Source organism: Mangrovimonas futianensis (assembly GCF_021245805.1).
Lineage (GTDB): Bacteria > Bacteroidota > Bacteroidia > Flavobacteriales > Flavobacteriaceae > Mangrovimonas > Mangrovimonas futianensis.
The window spans coordinates 75744-97707 of sequence record NZ_JAJJNF010000008.1; the positions used below are offsets into that span (position 1 = coordinate 75744).

The window sequence follows — 21964 nt, forward strand, 5'->3', positions numbered from 1 at the left end:
GAACATACTTATGAAGATTTCATACAACTGGTTAAAACAATTCATTAAGATAAATTGGACACCTGAAAAAACAGGTGAATTACTTACAGATTTAGGTCTCGAGGTTGAAGGGATAGAAGCTTTTCAATCTGTAAAAGGAGGTTTGGAAGGAATTGTGGTTGGAGAAGTCTTAACCTGTGTTCAGCATCCAAATGCCGACCGATTAAAGGTCACCACAGTCAATATAGGAGAAGGAGAGCCTTTACAGATTGTTTGTGGAGCACCAAATGTAGCAGCAGGACAAAAAGTTCCGGTTGCTACCATTGGAACAACGTTATATACTGCCGAAGGTGAATCTTGGGAAATTAAGAAAGGAAAGATTAGGGGAGAGGCTAGTCATGGAATGATATGTGCTGAAGATGAACTTGGATTAGGAACCTCTCACGACGGTATTATGGTTTTGAACGAGGACTTAAAACCTGGAACCTTGGCTTCTGAGATATTTGATGTAGAAAACGACCATGTTTTTGAAATTGGTTTAACTCCAAACAGAGCTGATGCCATGAGTCATTATGGAGTGGCACGAGATTTAAAGGCAGGTTTTTTACAAAATGATATTCATTCTGAATTAATTACGCCGTCAGTAAGTGCTTTTCATGTAGACAACAGAACTTTGAAGGTGGATATTGAGATTGAAAGCAAAAAACTGGCTCCTAGATATTGTGGTGTAACGATTTCAGGAATAAAGGTTCAAGAATCTCCGGCCTGGTTACAAAACAGGTTGAAGGCTATAGGATTAACTCCTAAAAATAATGTTGTAGATATCACCAATTATGTGCTCCATGAATTAGGTCAGCCACTTCACGCTTTTGATGCCACTAAAATTACAGGGAACAAAGTAGTGGTTAAAACGTTGCCCACAGGAACCAAGTTTAAAACTTTGGATGGCATAGAACGTGAACTTCATGAAGATGACTTAATGATATGTAATGCTGAAAAGCCAATGTGTATTGCAGGGGTTTTTGGAGGTGAAGATTCCGGAGTGACAGAAGGAACAACAAGTATTTTCTTGGAAAGTGCTTATTTCAATCCGGTGAGTGTCAGAAAAACAGCCAAACGCCATGGATTAAATACCGATGCGTCATTCAGATTTGAAAGAGGAATAGATCCAAATATTACTGAATATGCCTTAAAGAGAGCTGCCTTGTTGATTGTTGAGTTGACGGGCGGGAAAATATCTAGTGACATCATGGATTTTTATCCTAAAAAAATAGACGATTTTCAAGTTAGATTAACCTTTGACCATGTCAACAAATTAATCGGACAGGAAATACCAAAAGATACAATTAAGCAAATTTTGACATCCTTGGACATTAAAATTAACAATGTCACTGAGGCTGGTTTGGGATTGACTATTCCTGCATACCGCAATGATGTGCAAAGGGAAGTTGATGTTATTGAAGAGATTTTAAGAGTTTACGGATATAACAATATAGAAACCACAGAAAAATTAAACGCTTCTATTTCAAATTCCAGTCGCTTTGAGGATTATAAGTTGCAAAATGTAGTAGGGAACCAATTAGTGTCTCAAGGTTTTTATGAAATTTTATCAAACTCTTTGACAACTCCAGAATATTCTGAGTTAAGCGAACAATTAAAAGAAGAGCAACAGGTGAAAATGTTGAATCCTTTGAGCAATGACCTGGGTGTTATGAGACAAAGTTTACTGTTTTCAGGTCTGGAAGCTGTCAGTCATAATATCAATAGAAGACGTGATAATTTAAAATTGTTTGAATTCGGTAAAACGTATTTTGATTTTGGTGGAAAGAGAGAAGAATTCAAAAAATTATCGGTTTTAGTTTCTGGAGATAAGCTTCAGGAGCGTTGGAACGCAGCCGCAAAACCGAGTGACTTTTTCTTTTTGAAGGGAACTGTTACAGCTATTTTGTCTCGCTTGGGATTAAATAGATTTAAAGTGTCACCTTTTAAAAATGATGTTTTTAGTGAAGGTATCAGTTTGTCAATAGGGAAAACAACTTTAGTGGAGTTTGGACTGGTTAAAAAATCTATTTTGAAGAAGTTTGGAATCGACCAACATGTTCTTTTTGCAGATTTTAATTGGGACCATGTTCTTGATATGGCCAAACATAACAAGGTTGCCTATACTGAAATTCCAAAATATCCTGAGGTGAGAAGGGATTTTGCTTTATTAATTGATGAGCATGTAACCTTTGAGGATATTGATAAAATAGCTTCGCAAACGGAGAAGGTTCTTTTGAAAGATGTTGATTTATTTGATGTTTATCAAGGAAGTAATTTACCTAAAGGGAAAAAGAGTTATGCTGTAAGTTTTACATTACAGGATGAGAAAAAGACCTTGACAGATAAGCAAATTGATAAGATTATGAGTAAGCTTCAAACCAACTTTGAAAAGCAGTTGGGAGCTGAATTGAGATAAGAAAAAAGCCTGCAAATGCAGGCTTTATTTTTTCGAATTCAATAAGCTAAAATATCTAGATGACCTTAACGTTTACTGCATTCATACCCTTTCTACCTTCCCTTAAATCGTACTCTACTTCATCACCTTGGCTAATTTTGTCGATTAATCCGGAAACGTGAACAAAATGTTCGTTGTTAGTTTCGTCTTCTACGATGAATCCAAATCCTTTAGATTCATTGAAGAACTTTACTGTACCTTTACTCATTATATTATTAAAAAAATTATTAAAGTATAAATATAGTCTTTTAGTTTGATGTTTAGGTTAAGAGAAGGAAAAAAATAAAAAAATTGAATTTCAATCAGTTAAATTTTCAAATTAAGAATTCCGATAACCATGCACTTATAAAGGATATTTCGTATATTTAGGTATAATGTTTAAATAAAAAAGTTATGGATTCATCCTACAGTAAAATCTATACAGGAAGCTTTATTATAGCACAATTAATTGTGGATAAGCTTACGGCAATAGGAATAACCCCTATCGTTAAAGATGAAACCGAGTCAGGTAGATTGGCTGGCTTTGGATCTTCAGTACCTGGGTATCAGGAATTATTTGTAAGTGAAGATGAACTTGAGGCCGCTATTCCAATAGTGGAAAGTGTGACCACCGAGTTGCAAGAATAAAAAAGCCTCTTTTTAAGAGGCTTTTTTAATAATTATGCTTCGATAGCATACATTTTTTGACGGAGTTCCTTAATTTTTTTATCCTCCATATATTCGTCAAACGTCATATATCGATCAATAACACCATTTGGAGTTAATTCGATTACGCGATTACCAACTGTTTGTGCAAATTCGTGGTCGTGGGTAGTTAATAATACGGTTCCCTTGAAATTCTTAAGTGAGTTATTAAAAGCCGTGATACTTTCCAAATCCAAATGGTTTGTAGGTTCATCTAGCATCAACACATTGGCTCTTATCATCATCATTCTGCTCAACATACATCTTACTTTTTCACCTCCAGAAAGTACATTTGATTTTTTCAAAGCTTCATCACCACTGAAAAGCATTTTACCTAAAAAGCCTCTAATAAAAACTTCTTCTCTTTCTTCTTCCGTTTTGGCCCATTGACGTAACCAATCTACAAGCGAGTAATTATTTTCAAAATATTCACTGTTGTCTAGCGGTAAATAGGATTGGTTGGTGGTAACACCCCAAGCAAAGTTTCCAGAATCTGCTTCTTGCTTGCCATTTAGAATTTGGTAAAAAGCAGTTGTTGCTCTAGAGTCTTTAGAATATACAACTACCTTATCGCCTTTGGCGAGGTTAATATCTACATTTTGAAACAACAATTCACCATCTAAGGAGGCAGATAGATTTTCAACATTTAAAATTTGATCCCCAGCTTCTCTTTCTCTTTCAAAAATGATGGCAGGATAGCGTCTACTGGAAGGTTTGATTTCAGAGACGTTCAACTTTTCTATCATTTTCTTTCTGGATGTAGCTTGCTTTGATTTAGCCACGTTAGCAGAAAATCTTCTAATAAATTCTTCCAGCTCCTTTTTCTTTTCTTCTGCCTTTTTATTTTGTTGTGCTCTTTGTTTTGCTGCTAATTGCGAAGATTCATACCAGAAAGTGTAGTTTCCAGAAAAATGGTTGATTTTACCAAAATCAATATCTGAAATATGTGTACATACGGCATCCAAAAAGTGACGGTCGTGAGAAACCACTATGACACAGTTGTCATAATTGGCAAGGAAATTTTCCAACCAACTAATGGTTTCGTAATCCAAATCATTTGTAGGCTCATCCATAATAAGCACATCGGGATTTCCAAACAAGGCTTGAGCTAAAAGCACTCTTACCTTTTGCTTTCCATCCAAATCTTTCATTAAGGTGTAATGCATATCAGCAGAAATACCCAAATTGGACAATAAAGCGGCTGCATCACTTTCTGCGTTCCATCCATTCATTTCTTCAAACTGCACCTGTAGCTCCCCAATTTTTTCAGCATTTTCATCTGTATAGTCAGCATAAAGGGCATCAATCTCCGTTTTAATCTTAAATAAGGGTTTGTTTCCCATCAAAACAGTTTCTAAAACAGAATGTTCATCATAAAGATTATGGTTCTGTTCTAAAACGGACATTCTTTTTCCTGGTTCCAAATGAACATGACCAGAGGTTGGATCCATTTTACCAGATAATATTTTAAGGAATGTAGATTTACCTGCACCATTGGCACCGATAATTCCGTAGCAATTGCCTTCATTAAAGGTGGTGTTAACTTCATCAAAAAGAACACGTTTGCCAAATTGGACAGATAAATTAGAAACTGATAACATATGCGCTTACTTAAAATTTTTGCAAAAGTAGAAAAAGAAGGGCCAACATAAAAGAAATGTAGTCATAATAATATTTAACAACGCCTTAACAACATCGTTAGGTGGCAACATTTACTTTTGTTGATACCATGAAAAGAAGAGGGATAAACATTTTTTCATCAGGAAATCTATGTCATTTAGCGATATTGATGTCCTTAATGACTTTTGTTGCGTGTGAAAAAGATATTTCCACGACAACAGATACTGCCTACTTTGGAGGGGAAATCATTAATCCCAAAAATGATCGGGTTATTCTTTCTAAATCTGGGAAAGGGATAGATACCTTAAGACTGGATAAAAACAATAGATTTATCTATAAAATAAATGACTTGCAGCCTGGTTTATACACGTTTGAACTTGTTGCAGGTGATGCCAATGAGCTTCAGATGGTTTTAATTGAACCTGGTGATAGCATCATGTTTAGATTAAATACATTGGAATTTGATGAATCTTTGGTTTATACAGGAAAGGGCGCCAAGAAGAATAACTTTTTAATTGAGATGTTCCTTGATGGGGAAAACGAAGAGCGAGCCTTGTTAGGATTCAGTCAATTACCACCTAGAGACTTTGAAGAGAAGGTGGATTCCATGAGGAAGGATAAAATTAAAAAGCTGAAACAGTTTGATGATTCAAACACACCCTCCGAATTGTTTGACGAAATTGCAAAGGTGAATATTAATTATGCTTATTATTTAAGTAAAGAAGTTTATCCTTTTGCCAATTATTCTAAAAGTGAAAAGAAGATCATAGAGTCGTTACCTAAGGATTTTTATGATTTCAGAAAGGATGTCAATTATAATTACACCTTAGTAGAGGGCTACTTTCCATATTACTATTTTCTAAAAAGACATTTTGAAAATATGGCCTTGGCTAAACATTTCAAGCACTCACAGGATAGCGTCTTTAACAGAAAATGTGCCGGGTATAGTACCACACGATTAAATTTAATAGATAGTTTGATTCAAGAGCCTAGTATTAAGGATCCTTTATTGCTACGAGCCACCATGGAATTTATAAGTAACAATAAGAATGTGGGAGATTATGATGAATTGCTGCAGTCCTTTTTAGCAAAAAGTTCTAATGAAGATCATAAACACTATGTTTCTAATGTCATTAATTCTTTAAAAGAATTGAAGCCTGGTAACTACCTGCCAAATATTGCGGTTTATAATACCAAAGGGGAGGAAGTGGACCTTAAGAATGTGGGAGGAAATGGGCAGCCCAAGGTGCTATATTTTTGGTCTAATGCTTACATGAATTATTTTCAAGATTGTCATAAAAAGGCAAAGGAATTGAAGGTGAAATACCCAGAGGTCAACTTTTTGGCCATCAATACGTCTTTTCATGATGTGAACACTTGGGAACAGGTGTTGAAAAAATATAAAACCAACACTGATAATGAGTACTTATTTAAGAATGTAGCCCAGGCTCAAAAAAGATTGGCGATTTACCCTATGAATAAGGTCATGATTATCGATAAAGATGGAAAAATTATAAATCCGCATACCAATATGTTCTCTTATGATTTTGAAGAGCAACTGTTGGGCATGTTGAATCAATAGAAAAAGAAAAATTCTTTATAAAAAAAAGCCTCAGAATTTCTGAGGCTTTTTTATTTATAGAATGCGGAAACTAAATTTATTTGTTTCCTTTATTGTAATCAGCTAAGAATTTTTCTAAACCAATGTCTGTTAATGGGTGGTTAAGTAAACCAGTAATAGAACTTAATGGTCCAGTCATAACATCAGCACCAATTTTAGCACAGTCGATAACGTGCATGGTATGACGCACAGAAGCCGCTAAAATATTGGTTTCATATCCATAATTGTCAAATATGTGACGGATTTCAGAAATTAAGTTTAGACCATCCGTAGAGATGTCATCTAAACGTCCAATAAATGGAGAAACATAGGTTGCACCAGCCTTGGCAGCCAATAAGGCTTGCCCTGGAGAAAATACTAAGGTCACATTGGTTTTAATACCTTTATCAGAAAAGTACTTACATGCCTTAACTCCATCCTTGATCATAGGAAGCTTAATAACAATTTGGTCATGCAATTCGGCCAAAGCCTCACCTTCACGAACCATACCTTCAAAATCGGTAGAAATCACTTCGGCACTCACATCACCATCTACAATATTACAGATGTCTACGTAGTGCTTCATAATATTATCATGGCCGGTAATACCTTCTTTTGCCATTAAAGATGGGTTGGTTGTAACGCCATCCAAAACTCCTAAATCTTGTGCTTCTTTAATCTGATCTAAATTAGCTGTGTCAATAAAAAATTTCATAGTGCTTGTGTTTATAAGTGTAAAAATAACACTTTTTATTTTGTTTTGAAATATTGCGCTGCAAAATTACAATTTATAATGATTCATAAGGAGTTTTTCATATAGTTTGTCTGGTAGAATATGTTTTAGAAAAATGGAGAACTTTTGCATGAATTCTCCCACCTTATAATGCACTTTTGGTTTATCCGTATTAATAATTTTATAGATTGCTTCGGCCATTTGTTTGGGGTCACTTCCTGAATCTACATGGTCGTCCATAAGTTTCAAGGTATTGCCATAAGCCATTTTATATGGAGAATCTTCTAAAACTGGTGCGTGATATCTTCCAGCAGCTATATTGGTTGCGAAATCCCCAGGGGCCACATTGGTCATTTCTATGTTGAAAGGTTTTAGCTCCATTCTAAAGGCTTCCGTAATCAGTTCCAATGCGCCTTTACTAGCACTGTAGACACCTCGATAGGGAAGGCCCATGTATCCTGCAATAGATGTGATATTAATAATCAAACCCGATTCTTGCTGTCTCATTTGGGGAAGCACTGCTTTTATAACGTTGATAGGACCAAAGAAATTGGTTTCAAAATTCCTTTTGATTTCCTGCTCGGGAATTTCTTCTATGGGTCCCGTGATACCCGCTCCGGCATTATTAATTAGGATGTCCAATCGACCAGACGAATCTATCACTTGCTTGACAGCCGAGTCAATAGAGTCTACACGAGCCACATCCAAGGCAACTAAAGGTAATTTACTATTTGGATATTTTTCTGGATTTCGGCTGGTACCATAAACTGTAAAGCCTTTGTCCATTAAGAATTCTCCAATTGATTTTCCAATTCCAGATGAACCGCCCGTTATTAAAACAACTTTAGACATAAATTTTAGGTTGATTTTGCATCCAAAAGTAAGTAAATAATTGAGAAATTGATAGTGTTTGGAGTAGTGTAACCTTCACTTTGGGGTACAAAAAAAGGCAAGCTACCTACATCACACCGCTACGACCGCGTACCTTTGCTACGTTCCCGTCCTGGAGGATTAAGCAGGAGCTGGTTGTGTAGGACTTGCCGGGTGCAAAGATACCACATTTTAATTGTTTCACAATAATTTTTTAAACTGAATTTTAATAAATAACTTGCCCTGAATATTTATTAGAACATAGAGATGTTTAAAAGTCTTACTATCATATTTTTAAGTGCCCTAGCTATTTCTTGTGGCAGTAGTTCTACCGAGAAAAAGAAGAGTCTTTCGGTCAAAACAAATTCGGAAAATCATGTATTTACTATTGGAAATACTATGGATTTTAGTTTGAACAATCCTAAAAACTATGATTTGGGAGAGGTGACTTTTTCTTTTGATGGAAAACCCGTGTCTTCATCTGTTGATTTAAGTAATATCAGATTGGGAGAACACCAATTGGTAGCACAAGTCAACTTGGACGGTGAGCCAGAAACCATACAGCAGACTATTACGGTCATGAATGATATGGCACCTAAAGTTTATACCTTTAATATTGTTAATGAATATCCACATGACATCACATCATATACCCAAGGATTGGAATTTTATAAGGGTGAATTATATGAAAGTACCGGCCAGTATGGGGAATCTAAATTGCGTAAATTAGATTATATAACAGGAGAGGTCATTAAGAATTATGATTTACCTAAAGAATATTTCGCAGAAGGTCTAACGGTCATGAATGATAAGGTTTACCAATTGACTTGGAAGCGCGGAACCGGTTTTGTTTATGATGCCAATTCCTTTGAAAAATTAAGTTCCTTCAAATACAATGAAAGTAAAGAAGGATGGGGGATATGCAATGATGGTCAAGTGCTTTATAAAAGTGATGGGACTGAAAAAATCTGGACCCTAAATCCAGAAACGCTTATGGAAGAAAGTTATGTTCAGGCATATCATAGCAAAGGTAAAGTGGTTGAGCTTAATGAGCTGGAATGGGTAGAAGGCAAGATTTACTCAAATCGCTGGCAGAAAAATGGGGTAGCTATTATCAATCCAGTAAATGGCGCTGTTGAAGGCGTTATAGACTTTACACCTTTACATAATAAAGTGACCCAACACCCAAAACTGGATGTACTTAATGGAATTGCTTATAATCCAGAAACCAAAACCTTATTTGTGACTGGAAAAAGATGGGACAAATTATTTGAGGTTGAAATCGTAGAAAAATAAAACTATCATTGAACAGTCTTGAGAAAATAATTACAGTTTCTGAGGAAGATTTAGACGAACTTCAACATGTCAACAACATTCGTTATGTGCAATGGGTTCAAGACATGGCCAAAGAACATTGGCAAAAAGAAACAACCAAAGATATCAATGATCACTTTTTTTGGGTCATGCTTTCACACCATATCGAGTATAAGAAGGAAGCTAAACTTCACGATAAAATTATTATGCGAACTTATGTGAGAAAAACTGAAGGTATTTATTCCTTTCGCATCGTGGAATTTTATAATGTAGAAACCCAGATGTTGTTGGCTAAATCTGAAACCAAATGGTGTTTTATGAATGCAGATACCTTAAAGCCAAATAGAATACCAAAAGAGATTATTGAATTGTTTGATTAACCGCTTGTTATACTAAATCTTGTTTTTAAAAGTTATATTTTTGAAGACTTAACTACTAATTAATGAAATCATTCCTTTATACATTTAGTGCTCTGGTCCTTGTTCTTTTGGCCAGTTCATGTAGAAAAGACTTGGAATTTGATAATTACACAGATCGATTGGAGTTTTCAAAAGACACTGTTTATCTGGATACCGTTTTTACCAATATTGGGTCAAGCACTTATAACTTAAAAGTTTATAATCGCTCAGATAATGCCATTACCATCCCGTCCATTCGGTTAGGATTGGGGCAGGATTCCGAGTATCGATTAAATGTAGATGGAATTGCAGGAAGGGAGTTTGAAAACGTGGAAATGCTAGCTAAAGATTCCATGTTTATTTTTATTGAAACGACCATAGATATTAATAATTTACCCAATTCCAATAACGAATTTTTATACACTGATGTGATTGAATTCAATACAGGAATCACGTCTCAAAAGGTAGATTTGGTCACGCTTGTAAAAGATGCGGTTTTTATCTATCCAGATCGGGATAATACCACGGGAGTCATAGAAACCTTATCCTTAAATATTGGTGGCGAAACCGTGGAAACCGATATACAAGGAAGATATTTGCTTCCAGAGGAATTGGTATTTACCAATGAAAAGCCCTATGTTATTTATGGCTATGCAGCGGTACCTAATAACGAAACTTTACTGGTTGAGGCTGGTGCCAGAATCCATTTTCATGCCGATTCGGGAATTTTAGTGGCTGAAGGTGCATCGCTGCGAGTACAAGGAGATTTTAGTGAGGATGCCGAACTAATGGAAAACGAAGTCATATTTGAAGGAGATCGTTTGGAACCCCTTTTTTCTGATGTTCCGGGGCAGTGGGGAACCATATGGTTATTTGAAGGGAGTGTGAATAATGAAATTCATCATGCCACCATCAAAAATGGTTCAGTGGCTATTTTAAGTGATGGAAATCCCAATGAAGTCAATGAGAAATTAAAGCTGACCAATACCCAAATTTATAACTCCAGTAATTATGGGATTTTAGGTAGAAATACATCCATTACCGGGGAGAACGTTGTCATTAATTATTCAGGACTGTCCTCTTTTGCAGGAACCTTGGGTGGTAAATATCGTTTTACGCATAGTACGATTGCCAATTATTGGAATAATAGTTTTAGACAATTCCCATCGGTACTACTTAATAATTTTCAAGAGGATGGCAATGGCACGTTATATTTAGCAGATCTAACGGAGGCCAGTTTTAATAACTGTATCATTTATGGCAATGATAATCCCGAGATTATTTTAGATGAAGTCGTTGATAGTGCCGTGGTTTTTAACTTTAGATTCAATCATTGTTTGATTCGATTTGATGACCCAACCAACGCTTTTGATGGACCCAACTATGATTTTGGTGATACCAATCATTATATAGGCAATCAATATAATGACGATCCGGTTTTTAAGGATCCGTATAACAATGATATGATTATTGGGGACAATTCCGGTGCAATCAATCTTGGAGATTCTGATTTTGCCAATGAGGTGCCCAACGATATTTTAAATGTCAATAGAACGGTTGCTCCTGATGCGGGCGCTTATCAGCATACTAGTTTTTGATATTTCAAATACAAATTTGCTATCTTAGTTGATAGCTATGAAAAAGATCATTTTATCCACTTTGTTGTGTTTAATCATAACTTCTTGTGCTACAATCTTAAAGAAGAAAACTTATGAGTTGTCTGTAAGTTCAGATGTGTCAGGCTCAAAAGTGAAAATATATGATTCAATTTATCCTCTACCGGCAAATGTAGTTGTTGAAAGGTCTAAAGAGGATTTGAATTTGATATGGCTTACTTCAGATTCAATTCAAAAAGATTACCTGGTTAAAACATCACCTAACAGTACATTTCTGTTTGCTAATCTTTTGGGTTTTCATTTCATTCCAGTAACATATGGAATAGATTTTACGAACCAAAAACGATTTTACTATGGGAAAGAAATTTTCTTAAGTTCACAAGATACCACTTATACAATATTCCCGCCTATAAGAGAAAAGGGAGTGAAAATTGCTAATTATTTTAAAAGAGAATTTCTTAGGACACCAGGTGATATGAATTTAGTGATATCTATCCCTTCCATAAATGGGTTTAATATGGATACAGAACAACATGGTGTTAGAGTGCAAACGGGGGTGTTTGGTTTTCGTACGGGGTTTGATTATTATTATAGAGAAGATAAATATTTTAATATGAGTCTGGCTTTCTCCTCAGGAAGATTATTATTTTCAGATGAAAAATTGAATACATATTATTTGTCACTTACGGATAACAAAATTCTACATAGATTGAATGTAGGTTATGGTTTAAATTATAGTATAAATCGATGGAAATTTGAAGAATTTGATGAAGATGATCCAGATCCTTGGAATGGAGAAAAGTCCATCATTCATGCTGTTGGACTAATAGGCAATTGCTATTTAAATTTCAATAGAATACTTAGCGCAGGAGTTATTTACAAACCAACATTTCTTCAAGTTTATCCTGAAACCAAGTTTCAATATGAACATTTAATTAGTATTGATTTTCAGATTAAAATTCCTATTAAGAAGAATAAATAAAAAAGCCTGCTAGTACTAGCAGGCTTTTTTTATGAATAGAATGATTTCTTTAAAATTAGGAAGCAAACAATGGTAAGTCGCTCATCATGTCATTGACTTTAGAAGCGATTTCTTCCAACTTGGCTTCGTCTTGATAGTTTGTGATAACGTCATCAATTAAACCAACGATGGTTTCCATATCTCCTTCTTTTAAACCTCTACTTGTAACGGCTGGTGTTCCCACACGAATTCCAGAAGTGACGAAAGGGGATTTGTCATCAAATGGTACCATGTTTTTGTTTACGGTAATATCTGCCTTAACCAAAGCCTCTTCAGCATCTTTTCCTGAAATATCCTTGTTTCTCAAATCGATTAACATCATGTGGTTATCGGTTCCATTAGAGATGATGTTATAACCTCTTTTAACAAAAGCGGCTGCCATGGCTTCGGCATTCTTTTTTACCTGTAAGGTATAAGTTAAAAACTCATCAGTTAAAGCTTCACCAAAGGCAATAGCTTTAGCAGCAATAATGTGTTCTAATGGTCCACCTTGATTTCCTGGGAATACGGCTGAATCCAAAAGCGAAGACATTTTTCTTAAACTGCCATTTTTCAAGGTCAATCCAAATGGGTTGTCAAAATCTTTCCCCATCATAATCATACCACCACGAGGACCTCTCAAGGTTTTATGCGTAGTAGTTGTAACGATGTGACAATGTGGAAGCGGATCGCTCAAAATTCCTTTAGCAATCAATCCCGCAGGATGTGAAATATCAGCCATTAAAATAGCGCCCACGCTATCAGCGATTTCTCTAAACTTCTTAAAGTCCATATCTCTAGAATAGGCAGAGGCTCCAGCTATAATCAATTTAGGTTGGTGCTCTTTGGCTGCCTTTTCAACATGGGCATAATCAATAATACCAGTTTCTTTATCTACACCATAGAAAACCGGATTATATAGTTTACCCGAAAAGTTTACGGGAGACCCGTGGGTCAAGTGTCCACCATGAGAAAGATCAAATCCCAATATGGTATCACCTGGCTTCAAACAAGCAGCAAAAACTGCTGTATTGGCTTGACTTCCAGAGTGTGGTTGTACGTTTACATATTCGGCATTAAATAAAGCTTTGGCACGATCTATGGCGATTTGCTCAACTTCATCTACCACTTCACAGCCTCCATAGTAACGTTTTCCAGGATATCCCTCGGCATATTTGTTTGTCAACACAGAACCTGCAGCCTCCATCACTTGTGGGCTTACAAAGTTTTCTGATGCAATCAATTCTATACCATGTAATTGTCTTTCGTGTTCAGCTTCTATAAGCTCAAAGATTTGTTCGTCTCGTTGCATTTTTTGTCTTTTGTTAAAAATCCCCCAAAAATACTAAATCCATTAGTTTAATACACCAAAAAACATATATTTACTCACTCAATTTTTAACCGAGAAATTAACAATTTTCCTTGGTTTCTACTTTTAATTGAATTTGTCTACAAAATCAATTATTTTATGTAGGTTTACGAACATTTAACTAACAAAAAATAAATTTAATATGCCTTTATCAGCCAACAATCCTAATAGAAAATCTTGGTTGCATGTTGATAAGAATTCAGATTTCCCCATCCAAAACATTCCTTTTGGGGTGTTTTTAACGCGTGATGACATTATAACTATTGGAACCCGAATAGGTGATACCGCTATAGATTTAGGGGCTTTACACCAATTGGGGTATTTTGATGGAATCCCATTAACGGATGATATTTTTCTTCAAGATAGTTTGAACGATTTTATTGCGGATGGAAGAAAAACATGGAGAGCTGTTAGAAATCGAATTGCTGAGATTTTTGATGATGAAAATGATTCTTTAAAGAATAATAAAAAACACAAAGAGATTGTGTTGTTCCGTTTGGATGAAATTGAAATGCAATTGCCTGTGCAAGTAGGTGATTACACCGATTTTTATTCAAGTAAAGAGCATGCTACCAACGTTGGGACCATGTTTAGAGGAGCAGACAATGCTTTAATGCCAAACTGGTTGCACATTCCAGTGGGATACCATGGTAGAAGTTCGTCTATCATCCCATCGGGAATTCCGGTGCACAGACCACAAGGCCAAACGATGCCAGAAGGTAGTGAAACGCCAGTTTTCGGACCTTCCAAATTAGTTGATTTTGAATTGGAAATGGCCTTTGTAACTACGGCGGCAAATGATATAGGAGAACCTATTCCTATTGAGGAAGCTGAAGAATATATTTTTGGTTTGGTCTTGTTTAATGACTGGTCGGCCAGAGATATTCAAAAATGGGAATACGTACCATTAGGACCATTCTTGGCTAAAAACTTTGCATCATCCATGTCACCATGGATTGTTACTTTGGATGCTTTAGAACCCTTTAGAGTGGAAGGACCTAAGCCCATTGCACCTCAGTTACCTTATTTGCAGTACAAAGGAAAGAAAAGCTATGACATTCAATTGGAAGTAGCTATCAAACCTAAAAAGGCAAAAGAAACCATTGTAAGCCGTTCCAATTTCAAGTATATGTATTGGACCATGGTACAGCAATTGGCACATCATACCGTGAACGGTTGCCCGGTGAATTCAGGAGATTTAATGGGAAGTGGAACCATTTCTGGACCAACCGAAGATTCTTATGGATCGATGTTGGAATTAACCTGGAGAGGAACCAAACCGATTACCATGGAAGATGGCTCAGAACGTAAGTTTATCAATGATAACGATACGGTGATCATGAGAGGACATTGTGAAAAAAATGGTGTTAGAATAGGTTTTGGAGAAGTATCAACCCAACTGCTACCCGTTTTTAATCCGAAGAAACACAAATAAGATTATATTGATTTTATAATAAAATAAAAGGTGCTCAAATTTTGAGCACCTTTTTTTATTTCAATCTAAGGGTCGTGAGGTTAAATCTATGATTTTAGATCCACGCTATAGGTTTATATATTTGACCAAAGATTTATTTTCTTTTCCGTGTTATAATCGTATCAATGGTTATAGTATTATCTACTTGGAAATCATATTTGTCGTATACAATTATTAATTCATCATCGTTAATTTTGGGGTAACTGATAGAATGAATATGTATGTCATCATGAAAATCTATATCGCTTAACTTCTCTTCAATTAGCCATAAATGTTTTTCAGTAATTTCATAAGGACAGCACGGTCCCATAAACCCTTGAAATTTTTGATATACAGTAAAGTTTTTGGATATAGTTACAATTTGGTTCGGGTAAATAGGATAAAGAATTACCGCACTAATTAGGGCTAAAAATATTCCACCAAATAACCAAAAAAATAAAGTCAAAAGTGGTGTAATGAAATAATAACCATAATAAATTCCAATTCTTTTGAAAGGTTTTAGATTCCACAAAAATAGAGTAAGTCCGCTTGTAAATATTAAAAGGGTAATAATATAGGCTAACTTGTAATTTAGGCTAAATTCAAATATGTTTTTTGAAATCCAATTTATTATTCCAATTCCCAAAAGGAAGAAATGAGACCTCGTAAGAATAATTTTAATTTTGGGATACGTCATATTATGACCATCTTTTCATTTTGGAATAAATATATCCCTTTTTTCTAAGCCTGTTTGTATTAGGTTGGCTAATGTCGTGGATTTAAGATGTCAATCTATACGATTGTTGTTATATATTAACAGCAATATGCCATAGACGGTTTTGTTATCACCTTAATTCTTTAAAAATTCTAGCATTTTTTTATTCACAATTTCTGCCTGATCTATAGATAAAAAATGTCCGGCATTTTGAATTATTTCACCTGTTCCTTTTGGTAGCATTTGGGCGATTTCAACGGTTCTCTCTCCGTTAATCACATCGTCGTCTCCTATTAACACTAATACGGGCATTTGTAATGATTTTAATTCGTCATTTGAAAAAGGTTGCATACTCGTTATAAACTTGTTTTCAGATTCTTTTTCTAAACCTAATTTGTACTGCTTTAAATAGATGTCACTTATTTGATCTACCTTGGTAGACATGCTTTCTATAGTTTGTTCGATTTGCTTTTCTTCGGAAGAAAATAAGGAGACCAAATTTTTAAATAAATCCATACTGGGTCTAATCCATGTAAATGTTTGCGCCGGACTTAATAATATTAAACTTTTAACGTTGTTGTTTTTGTTTAAGGCGATGGTAACAGCCAACCAGCCACCTCGAGAAGCACCGATTAAATGATAACTGTCCAATTCTAAAGTAGCTATTACTTCCTCATACCAATCGGTGACATTTTCTACGCTTTCAATATCCCTTTCTAAGTTTGATTTTCCGGGTTCCAAAATAAAATCAATAGCAAACACCCTATGGTTTTTACTAAGAGTCTCTATATTTGGATACCACATAGTGGAACTTGCATTCATTCCATGCAGTAACACTACAGGTTCTGCATTTTTAGGTCCGCTTACAATAACATGTGCAGTACCATAAGTGGTTGAGATATACAATTCCTCAAAAGAGACCTGCCATAAATTTAAGGTTTCGTCATACGCTTTAAAGTAAGCTTCATTTAAGGCAGTTGGCTTTGAAATATATTCTGGCTCTTTTCTGTACTCCGCATATTTGTCGGTACAATTAATAAATAGCAGGATTGGAGCAAGCCATAAAAACAATCTTTTAGGGGAGATTTTATACATGGTTATATTGTATTGTGTACTGTTTTTTGTTTAAATGTTTAAAGAAGGAGTTGGTTATTTTATCGATTTGGTGGATTTGAATTAAGTGAGTTTTCCTAAAGAAACTAATCCAAAGCCGCTTTATAGGTTTTTAAACACCGCTCTCTAGCTTCTTTGTGGTGTACAATCTGGCGGTAGCTTAGTTCTTGGTATTCAGGGACCCATTTTTTGATATACTTGTGGTCTTTGTCAAATTTTTCAATTTGTGTGGTAGGATTAAAAATCCTAAAATAAGGAGCAGCATCCACACCAGAACCAGCCACCCATTGCCAGTTGCCCACATTGCTTGCCATCTCATAATCATGCAGTTTTTCTGCAAAATAGGCTTCGCCCCAACGCCAGTCTATTAAAAGATGTTTGCACAAAAAGCTGCCAACCACCATGCGCACCCGGTTGTGCATGTATCCTGTTTCATTCAGTTGGCGCATCCCGGCATCCACTAAAGGATATCCCGTTTTTCCGGCGCACCAAGCTTTAAATTCCTCTTCGTTATTCCGCCATTGGATTCGGTCATATTTTGACTTAAAACTTTCATGAACCGTATGTGGAAAGTGCCATAAAATCTGCATGAAAAATTCCCTCCAGATTAGTTCCTGCCAAAAGGTTTCGTTTTTGTCTGCAATAGCTTTTTTAACCATTTTCCGAATACTTACCGTTCCAAAACGTAAGTGGGGACCCAACCTAGATGTACCATCAACAGCAGGAAAATTTCTGGTGTCTTTATAGTCATGAATTAGAGTAGGGGTGACATCATAATCTTCAATAGTTTGTGAAGATTTTTCAAATCCCAAATCTTTTAAATCCAAATTAGGCAACCGTGTATTTTTTATCAGATTATCCAAATAGGAATTGGTGTAATAAATATTTAAATCAGTGGTTTTAAATTTGGCCTTCCACGTCTTCATATAAGGGGTATAAACCACATAGGGATTGCCATTATCCTTTACCACTTCGTCTTTTTCAAAAATGACTTGGTCTTTAAATGTTTTAAACTGGATGTCCTTTTGAGAAAGTAAGTTTTTGATGGCATCATCCCGTTCTTTGGCATAAGGCTCATAATCATGATTGGTGAAAACGGCACTTATTTCATATGTTGCACTAAGGTCTTCAAAAACGTCCTCTGGCGTACCTTGGAAGATGGCAATGGAACTGTCATGTTCCTTTTGCAATTCCTTTCTAAGTTTCTGAAGCGTTTCAAAAATGAAGGTAACTCGCGCATCATCCTTAGGCAAACCTTCAAGAATCTGCGTGTCAAAGATGAAAATGGGTAAGACAGGAAGCTCACTTTTTAAGGCATGATAGAATCCCAAATTGTCATCAAGCCTTAAATCTCTTCTAAACCAAAATAAGTTGATGGGTTCTTTCATGGTTTTTTGTATGCTCCAAAAAGTTCGACAAGTTTGTTTTTTCGATATTCAAAAATTTCTTCCAATTTGGGACGTACCATAATGGGATGGGTCCATTGACCAAAGATGCCAAAAGGAATTTTATAATCAATCAAGTCTTCCATTTCAACTCCACCAGGAATGGGTTTTATGAAATGTTTGTGATGCCATAGTGCATAAGGGCCAAACCGTTGTTCATCAACAAAATATTCGTAATCTTTCACATGGGTGATTTCTGTAACCCATTTGGTTTTTATGCCCATAACGGGCGTTACAATGTATTGAATGATCTGTCCTGGATACATGTCTTTATCCGCACCAGAAAGAATATGAAACCCCATATAATCGGGTGTAATCACTTTTAAATTCCTTGGATTGGATAAAAAATCCCAAGCTTCTTCTATAGAAATAGGTAATTTCTGAAATTTATGTAATTGGTATAAGGCCATTTTTAATTTTCCAAAAAGATATAGGCGTTTAAAGAAATGGCTACAATGAGCCATAATAAATAGGGCATTAATAGAAAACGGGCTTTTCTCATGTTTTCAATTCTGAATTTGAAAAAGAGATAAGTGATAATTAAAAATAGAATGGAAATAACTACCAGTCCCCAAAAGATCAAATGTTGGTTAAAAAATACATAGTTCCAACTGACATTGAAAATGACCTGGAAGATAAAAATTCCTCGCAAAGGCCAAGAGTCATGATCTTTGAATAAAAATGCCAGATAGATTGAAAAACAAATCATTATTAAGGTCCAAGCAAAACCGAAAACCCAACCAGCGGGGGTCCAAGGCGCTTTGTTGAGATCCATGTACCACAAGGATTGCGGACCATTATCCATTAACCAACTACCTAAAGCAAGACTAGCAAAGTTGATCAAGAGAAATAATAAGATGAGTTTTAAAATTTTCATTCTACATATTTGGTTATTTTACTGCTCATTGGCTTGGTAATGGAGTACCAAACATCTACAAAATGGCCATTCTCATCAACCATATATTTTTGAAAGTTCCATTTGACAGAGGAGCTTTTTACACCATTTATATCTTTGTCTGTGAGCCATTTGTATAAAGGATGCTGATTTTCGCCTTTAACATCAATTTTTTCTGTCATTAAAAAATCCACTCCATAATTTTTTTGGCAAAAGCTTTGAATTTCTGAAGCGCTTCCAGGTTCTTGACCTCCAAATTGATTACAAGGCAGACCAATGATGACCAATTTGTCTTGGTATTTTTTATGCAGCTCTTCAAGTTCAGCATACTGTGGTGTAAAACCACATTCGGATGCCGTATTTACAAATAGTAATTTCTTGCCTTTAAATTGACCCAAATCGATAGGGTCTCCAGAAAGGCTATTTATTGCGATATCATAAATGGACTCTTTTGGCTCATTTTGAGCTTTTGTTTTACAATTAAAAAACATAGTAAATGCGATAATTAAAGTGAGATATTTCATTCGTTGTTTAATACTGTTTTAGATTTTTACTTCTTATAAATTTAATCCTAAATTCATTGTTTAACCATCTTTTTAAGATTAATTTATTCTTTTATTTGAGTTTTTTCATCAAATTCATTCATAACAGAAACTCTTGTTTTTGGTAAGCTTTCGGGATAATTTTTTTGAATGAATTTAATCAATCCTTCTCTTACATAAACTCGTAGATCCCATGCTTGAGGTGAATTTCTGGCACTCATTAAAGCCCTGATTTCTACAGTACGCTCTTTTGAATCGGTTACCTGAAGAACATTCACCTGTTTGTCCCATAATTCTGTGGATTCCAAAAGTCTTGTGAGTTCCTCTCTCAAAGCATCAAAATCTACATTATAATCGGTGTATATAAAGACGGTGCCAAGAATTTCTGAGGTGGTACGTGTCCAATTTTGAAAGGGTTTTTCAATAAAATAGGTGGTGGGTAAAACCAATCTCCGTTTATCCCAAATTCTTACAACGACAAACGTAAGTGTGATTTCTTCAACCCAACCCCATTCACCTTCCACAACCAAAACATCATCCAAACGAATAGGCTGGGAAATGGCAATTTGCATTCCCGCCAATATAGTGGCAATAGCTTTTTGAGCCGCAAAACCCACAATTATTCCTGCAATACCTGCCGAGGCAAAAACGCTAACTCCAAATTTCCTCACGCTATCAAATAACATTAAACTCAAACCAATAGCTATGATAAGAATGATGAAAATGATAACTCTTTCGAGAACATTAAATTGCGTATATAACTTTCGGGCTCTTAGGTTGTTTTCACTGGAAATATCATACTTTGTTAAGTACTTCTTTTTTGCAACTTTAATCGTTACTATGATAGCCCAAGTGATCGCTAGAATGATCATGATGGAGCTTACTTTTTCAATAACCAATTTGGCTTTTTCCAAATCATTAACGTATGGAAGCACTAATTTTGGAAGAAAGAAAGCTGCCAACAGAATAAGAACCGGAGCAATGTAACGTTTTATAAAAGTCATAGATTTATCTTTTGTCTTAAGATAATTAATATGCAAAAGGATTGAAAGGGTTTAACTAAGTTTTAAAACGTTATTGATAATTTGACAATTATTGCTGGATATAATTTTGTAATTCAGATATTTTTTGAGGTGAATTAAACTGACCACCGAAAAAAGTTGTAACCGTAGATGAGGTGTCATCTTTCACGCCTCTAGAAGAAACACATAAATGTTTCGCATCAATAATCACAGCCACATCTTCGGTTTCTAAAACCGCTTTGAGCTCATTGGCAATTTGAATGGTGAGTCGTTCTTGAACTTGTGGTCGTTTGGCATAGTACTGAACTATACGGTTTAATTTGGATAACCCAATTACTTTACCAGAGGAAATATATGCCACATGAGCCTTACCAATAATGGGAACAAAATGGTGTTCGCAATTGGAGTAAAAACTAATGTTTTTCTCAACCAGCATTTGGTTGTATTGATATTTGTTTTCAAAAAGGGCAACGGAAGGCTTGTTCTTAGGATTTAAACCACAAAAAATCTCGTCAACATACATTTTTGCTACTCTTTCGGGAGTGCCTTTCAAAGAATCATCATTAAGATCAAGTCCCAATACATCCATGATTTCTTCAAAAAGAATGCTTATTTTTTCTTTCTTCTCTTGGTCTGAAAGTTTGAAAGCGTTAGGTTTCATTGGGGTATCTAAAGAAGTGAACAAATGATCATTCCCAATATCTTCCGAATTAAATCCATTTAGATTATGACCATTTTTCTTTAACTGTGTTTTTGTGCTCATACCAAGTTTATAAAGTTATGTTGTTTGTCATAGGCTATTTTGGCAGCCATCATTTTTTTTAGAAACCCTTTATTTTCTTTAAAGGTTTTATTGTTGCTGAACTGAATAAATTTTCCTTGAGCATGAATACTCATAAATTTAGTTTTATAAATGTGCAACTGATAGTAGGGGATGACCCAAGTGAAATTTTTTAATCCTTTGTTGATATAGATAACAATACCATGTGGTCTTAGCTCGATATTAGCATAATTGATATCAGAAACCTTGTTTGAATATTGTTGCATATTAGGACTGACCTTTTGAATAATCATTCTTTTTGAACCAATGCCTCTCATT

Annotated in this window: 22 protein-coding genes and 1 other RNA gene; 8 read left to right on the forward strand and 15 right to left on the reverse strand. The window is 35.2% G+C overall.

All coding sequences use genetic code 11. The features are described 5' to 3' along the window. Positions 1-10: 10 nt before the first annotated feature. Positions 11-2437: a phenylalanine--tRNA ligase subunit beta gene (pheT, locus tag LOK78_RS13570; RefSeq protein WP_232635261.1), complete on the forward strand. Its 2427-nt coding sequence runs from the start codon at positions 11-13 to the stop codon at positions 2435-2437. 55 nt (positions 2438-2492) lie between these two features. Here pheT and LOK78_RS13575 read toward each other — a convergent pair whose 3' ends face one another. Then, positions 2493-2684: a cold-shock protein gene (locus LOK78_RS13575; protein ID WP_053971922.1), complete on the reverse strand. Its 192-nt coding sequence runs from the start codon at positions 2682-2684 to the stop codon at positions 2493-2495. Between the two features lie 185 nt (positions 2685-2869). Here LOK78_RS13575 and LOK78_RS13580 point away from each other — a divergent pair, with 185 nt between their 5' ends. Next, a complete protein-coding gene (locus LOK78_RS13580) occupies positions 2870-3103 on the forward strand; it encodes a DUF2007 domain-containing protein (protein WP_053971923.1) in 234 nt (77 codons plus the stop codon). A 32-nt stretch (positions 3104-3135) separates the two neighbouring features. Here the strand turns inward: LOK78_RS13580 and LOK78_RS13585 are convergent, their stop codons facing one another. Further along, on the reverse strand, positions 3136-4761 hold the full coding sequence (locus LOK78_RS13585; protein ID WP_166958906.1) for an ABC-F family ATP-binding cassette domain-containing protein: 1626 nt from the start codon (positions 4759-4761) through the stop codon (positions 3136-3138). 101 nt (positions 4762-4862) lie between these two features. Between LOK78_RS13585 and LOK78_RS13590 the strand changes: the two genes are divergently transcribed. Next, a complete protein-coding gene (locus LOK78_RS13590) occupies positions 4863-6362 on the forward strand; it encodes a TlpA family protein disulfide reductase (RefSeq protein WP_232635262.1) in 1500 nt (499 codons plus the stop codon). 76 nt (positions 6363-6438) lie between these two features. On the opposite strand, the gene fsa is transcribed toward LOK78_RS13590, so the two are convergent. The 3 genes from fsa to ffs form a co-directional block, all read right to left on the reverse strand. Then, on the reverse strand, positions 6439-7095 hold the full coding sequence (gene fsa, locus LOK78_RS13595) for a fructose-6-phosphate aldolase (RefSeq protein WP_053971925.1): 657 nt from the start codon (positions 7093-7095) through the stop codon (positions 6439-6441). Between the two features lie 66 nt (positions 7096-7161). Beyond that, complete coding sequence (locus LOK78_RS13600) at positions 7162-7965, reverse strand: SDR family oxidoreductase (protein WP_232635263.1); 804 nt, start codon at positions 7963-7965, stop codon at positions 7162-7164. Between the two features lie 92 nt (positions 7966-8057). Further along, positions 8058-8156, reverse strand: an RNA gene (gene ffs, locus LOK78_RS13605) — signal recognition particle sRNA small type. Between the two features lie 94 nt (positions 8157-8250). Here ffs and LOK78_RS13610 point away from each other — a divergent pair. The 4 genes from LOK78_RS13610 to LOK78_RS13625 all read left to right on the forward strand — a co-directional run bounded on the left by LOK78_RS13610 (position 8251) and on the right by LOK78_RS13625 (position 12293). Next, complete coding sequence (locus LOK78_RS13610; protein ID WP_237692851.1) at positions 8251-9279, forward strand: glutaminyl-peptide cyclotransferase; 1029 nt, start codon at positions 8251-8253, stop codon at positions 9277-9279. A gap of 8 nt (positions 9280-9287) precedes the next feature. Then, the gene (locus LOK78_RS13615; protein ID WP_232635264.1) at positions 9288-9677 is read left to right on the forward strand and encodes an acyl-CoA thioesterase; all 390 of its coding nucleotides are present in this window, start codon (positions 9288-9290) and stop codon (positions 9675-9677) included. Between the two features lie 62 nt (positions 9678-9739). Next, the gene (locus LOK78_RS13620; RefSeq protein ID WP_232635265.1) at positions 9740-11293 is read left to right on the forward strand and encodes a hypothetical protein; all 1554 of its coding nucleotides are present in this window, start codon (positions 9740-9742) and stop codon (positions 11291-11293) included. A 37-nt stretch (positions 11294-11330) separates the two neighbouring features. Continuing rightward, on the forward strand, positions 11331-12293 hold the full coding sequence (locus LOK78_RS13625) for a hypothetical protein (RefSeq protein WP_232635266.1): 963 nt from the start codon (positions 11331-11333) through the stop codon (positions 12291-12293). Between the two features lie 55 nt (positions 12294-12348). Here the strand turns inward: LOK78_RS13625 and glyA are convergent, their stop codons facing one another. After that, positions 12349-13623, reverse strand: a complete 1275-nt coding sequence (gene glyA / locus LOK78_RS13630) for a serine hydroxymethyltransferase (RefSeq protein ID WP_053971931.1) — start codon at positions 13621-13623, stop codon at positions 12349-12351. A 199-nt stretch (positions 13624-13822) separates the two neighbouring features. On the opposite strand from glyA, the gene fahA reads away from it, so the two are divergent. Then, positions 13823-15115, forward strand: coding sequence for a fumarylacetoacetase (fahA, locus tag LOK78_RS13635; RefSeq protein ID WP_053971932.1), 1293 nt, complete (start codon positions 13823-13825; stop codon positions 15113-15115). 133 nt (positions 15116-15248) lie between these two features. On the opposite strand, the gene LOK78_RS13640 is transcribed toward fahA, so the two are convergent. The 9 genes from LOK78_RS13640 to LOK78_RS13680 form a co-directional block, all read right to left on the reverse strand. Then, the gene (locus tag LOK78_RS13640) at positions 15249-15779 is read right to left on the reverse strand and encodes a hypothetical protein (RefSeq protein WP_232635267.1); all 531 of its coding nucleotides are present in this window, start codon (positions 15777-15779) and stop codon (positions 15249-15251) included. A gap of 204 nt (positions 15780-15983) precedes the next feature. Next, complete coding sequence (locus tag LOK78_RS13645; RefSeq protein ID WP_232635268.1) at positions 15984-16943, reverse strand: alpha/beta fold hydrolase; 960 nt, start codon at positions 16941-16943, stop codon at positions 15984-15986. A 104-nt stretch (positions 16944-17047) separates the two neighbouring features. Further along, the gene (locus LOK78_RS13650) at positions 17048-18349 is read right to left on the reverse strand and encodes a cryptochrome/photolyase family protein (RefSeq protein WP_232635269.1); all 1302 of its coding nucleotides are present in this window, start codon (positions 18347-18349) and stop codon (positions 17048-17050) included. Next, positions 18346-18816, reverse strand: coding sequence for an SRPBCC family protein (locus tag LOK78_RS13655; protein ID WP_232395515.1), 471 nt, complete (start codon positions 18814-18816; stop codon positions 18346-18348). The genes LOK78_RS13650 and LOK78_RS13655 overlap by 4 nt, the downstream gene beginning before the upstream one ends. Positions 18817-18818: 2 nt before the next feature. Then, the gene (locus LOK78_RS13660; protein WP_166958886.1) at positions 18819-19283 is read right to left on the reverse strand and encodes a TspO/MBR family protein; all 465 of its coding nucleotides are present in this window, start codon (positions 19281-19283) and stop codon (positions 18819-18821) included. Beyond that, on the reverse strand, positions 19280-19792 hold the full coding sequence (locus LOK78_RS13665) for a glutathione peroxidase (RefSeq protein WP_232635350.1): 513 nt from the start codon (positions 19790-19792) through the stop codon (positions 19280-19282). Before LOK78_RS13665 ends, LOK78_RS13660 begins: the two co-directional genes overlap by 4 nt. 116 nt (positions 19793-19908) lie before the next feature. Next, positions 19909-20847 (reverse strand): mechanosensitive ion channel family protein, encoded by a 939-nt coding sequence (locus LOK78_RS13670; protein ID WP_232395516.1) that lies wholly within the window; start codon positions 20845-20847, stop codon positions 19909-19911. Between the two features lie 88 nt (positions 20848-20935). Continuing rightward, positions 20936-21628 (reverse strand): GTP cyclohydrolase I FolE, encoded by a 693-nt coding sequence (gene folE / locus LOK78_RS13675; RefSeq protein ID WP_232635270.1) that lies wholly within the window; start codon positions 21626-21628, stop codon positions 20936-20938. Beyond that, positions 21625-21939 (reverse strand): hypothetical protein, encoded by a 315-nt coding sequence (locus LOK78_RS13680; RefSeq protein ID WP_336246337.1) that lies wholly within the window; start codon positions 21937-21939, stop codon positions 21625-21627. The genes folE and LOK78_RS13680 overlap by 4 nt, the downstream gene beginning before the upstream one ends. Positions 21940-21964: the final 25 nt, after the last annotated feature.